Here is a 2,787-nt window from a genome sequence, read left to right on the forward strand (position 1 = left end):
CCGTGCGCCGAGCGCGAGCCGTTCGCCCTCGGCCGTACCGTCCCCGGCCCCGCCGTCCCCGTCGCCCTCGGAGCCGGCGGACCCCACCCCGGACGCGGGTGCCTCCGGCGAGGTGCGCAGCTACGACACCGAGGGCGGCCGGGCCGTGTTCGAACTCGGCGCGGCGTCGGCGTCACTGGTGTCCGCGACGCCCGCGTCGGGGTGGTCGATGCAGGTGTGGAAGACCGAGGCGTGGATCCGGGTGGAGTTCTCCGCCGGGGCGGACCGGGTGTCGGTGTTCTGCACGTGGCACGACTCCGCGCCGCGGGTGGAGATCAACGACTACTGAGCCTCCTACCGGAAGGCGGACGGCGGAGGGGCGGGGGACGCCACCGCCGACGCGTCCGTCACCGGGGTCGCCCCGCCGGTGAAGTCCAGGAGCGGTCTGCCGTGTTCGACCCTTGCCGGGTGGGGGTCGGAGGCCGCCCGTCGGGTCAGGTCCTGGACCGGCAGCGGACGGTCCGAGGCGACCAGGACGGCGTTGCCGAAACGTTTACCCCGCAGGACCGCCGGGTCGGCGACGAGGGCGAGCTCAGGGAAGACGCCGGCCGCGGTGGCGATCTGGCCGCGCAGGTGCGCCAGGGGCGGACCGTCGGTGAGGTTGGCGGCGTACACACCACCGGCCCTGACGACCCTGCGTACGTCGGTGAGGAACTCGCCGGACGTCAGGTGCGCGGGTGTACGCGCCCCGCTGAACACGTCCGCGACGACGAGGTCCGCCCACCCGTCCGGCACCTTGGCGAGCCCTTCGCGCGCGTCGGCGGACCGCACCCTGATCCGGGCGTTCGGGTCCCACGGCAGCTCCCGCCGGACCAGCCGGACCAGCGCGGCGTCCCGCTCGACGACCTGCTGGGTGGAGCGGGGGCGGGTCGCGGCCACGTACCGGGCGAGGGTGAGCGCGCCGCCCCCGAGGTGCACGGCGTGCACGGGCCTGCCGGGCGGGGCGGCGAGGTCGATGACGTGCCCGAGACGGCGCTGGTACTCGAAGCCCAGGTACGCCGGGTCGTCGAGGTCGACATGGGACTGCGGGGCCCCGTCGACGAGCAGGGTCCACCCCCGCGCCCGCTCCCGGTCGGGCAGGAGCTCGGCGAGCCCGCCGTCCACCTGCTCGACGACGGCCGGGCTCCCGCCACGCCTGTCACCCGCCCGTTTGTTCCTCGCCCTGGCCATCCCCCCATTATCGACCGCGCGGAACGGGCCCGCCCGGCACCCGCCCTCCCGACGGAGTCGCCGGGCCCCGCAGGGTTCCGCCGCCCCCCGCCGGGCCTCAACGGCAGTTGTCCGCGGCCTCGATCAACCGTGCCGCCTCCCCCAGCGCCGCCCGCAGCGCCGCGGGGTCGGTGGCCAGTTCCGCCTCCTCCTCCGGCGGCAGCAGCCAGTCCGAGCCCTCGACGGGCGGCTCGGGCGCCGGCCGGGCCCCCCGCCCGCCGGTCCGCGTGCAGACGCTGCCCGGGACGTCCCAGGCGGAAGCCGTGCCCGGCGGCACCAGGAACCCGAGGGTGTCGCAGCTGTCGTCGTGCAGGACCGGCCCGACCGACTCGGCGGGGGCGCCCCGCAGCAGGATGTCGACGGCCTCCAGTCCCTGCCGGGCCGGCACGGTGACGAGGTCGCACGGGCCCCCGGGAGCGGCGCCGGCACCCCGCCGCTCACCACCGCACGGCTCTCCCGGAAGGCAGCAGCCGACGCTCTGCCCGGTCTCCATCCTGGCCTCCACCACGGAACCCTCCTCGATCGAGCACACCACATGGCTCAACGCTCCACGGCGTCGACGGCTACGGCGGAAACCGACCGCAAAGGATGGCAGTTGATGGCAGAACAGGTATGAGATATCCGTTTTGTAACCAAATCCAGTATGGCGATCTTTTCGCAGCGAGTAGGTTCGTGCCCGCCGGAAACACAGGCGCGACCCGATCGGTCACCCGGTCAACTCGCGCCGTTTCCGGCCTGGTTCGACGGTTCGCGAGAGAGGACCCGGCCATGACGTGGTCACCGATGCCCCCGTCGTCCCGGCCGCCACAGCCGCTGCAGCCGAACCTCGCCTTCCGGCGGCTGCGCGGACGGCGCTCGCCCGGCGAGTTCGCCGCGGCGGTGCGGCGGGCGGCCCGGGAGATCGACGAGCAGGTCAGCTGCGACGCGCGCTACATCGGGCGGGTCGAGGCGGGGGAGATCCGCTGCCCCAACTACGCGTACGAGCGGGTGTTCCTGCACATGTTCCCCGGCCGGACGCTGACCGACCTGGGCTTCGTACCCCGTTCGGCGGTGCGCGGGCGGGGGGCGCGCGCCGCCGAGCAGGCGCCCGCGGCACACACCGAGAGCCCGCCGCGCACTCCGCCTGAGACGGACGGTTCCCATGCGCCGGACGCAGCGACACACTGCACGCACGACCCGCACGCACTGCACGACGCGCACGACACATGTGCCGCATACGACGCACAGGACCCGTACGACCCGCACGCCCCGCAGCACCCACACGCCCCACAGGACCCGAGCGATCCTCGCGACCCGCGCGGGTCCGACGATCAGAGCCACGAGGAGAGCGACGTGCGACGTCGCGCATTCATGAGCGGAGGAACCGCCGCCGTGGCGGCGGCCTCCCTGGGCCCCTGGGGGCCCGCGTTCCGCGGTACGGCCGAGGCCGCGCCGCGTTCCGCGCACCGGAAGGGCGGGGCAGGGCCCGAGGCCGGAGCGCTGGAGGAGACCGTCCGCAGGATCCGGCTGCTGGACGACCGGCACGGCGCCGACGGCCTG

General features: G+C 74.8%; 2 protein-coding genes and 2 pseudogenes. 2 read left to right on the plus strand and 2 right to left on the minus strand.

From position 1 onward, the window contains the following. Positions 1-328, plus strand: a pseudogene (locus HO151_RS05295) (hypothetical protein); the annotation flags it as partial. Between the two features lie 5 nt (positions 329-333). Here HO151_RS05295 and HO151_RS05300 read toward each other — a convergent pair. Beyond that, a complete protein-coding gene (locus tag HO151_RS05300) occupies positions 334-1,209 on the minus strand; it encodes a spermidine synthase (protein ID WP_173894942.1) in 876 nt (291 codons plus the stop codon). A gap of 97 nt (positions 1,210-1,306) precedes the next feature. Further along, positions 1,307-1,756: a hypothetical protein gene (locus tag HO151_RS05305; protein ID WP_368039430.1), complete on the minus strand. Its 450-nt coding sequence runs from the start codon at positions 1,754-1,756 to the stop codon at positions 1,307-1,309. Positions 1,757-2,016: 260 nt separating this feature from the next. Between HO151_RS05305 and HO151_RS05310 the strand changes: the two are divergent. Then, positions 2,017-2,787, plus strand: a pseudogene (locus tag HO151_RS05310) (hypothetical protein); the annotation flags it as partial.

The organism is Streptomyces sp. 8P21H-1 (assembly GCF_013302945.1).

Coding starts and splice junctions, on each gene's coding strand:
- HO151_RS05300 (WP_173894942.1), bottom strand. CDS start 1,209: ATGGCCAGGGCGAGGAACAAACGGGCGGGTGACAGGCGTGGCGGGAGC.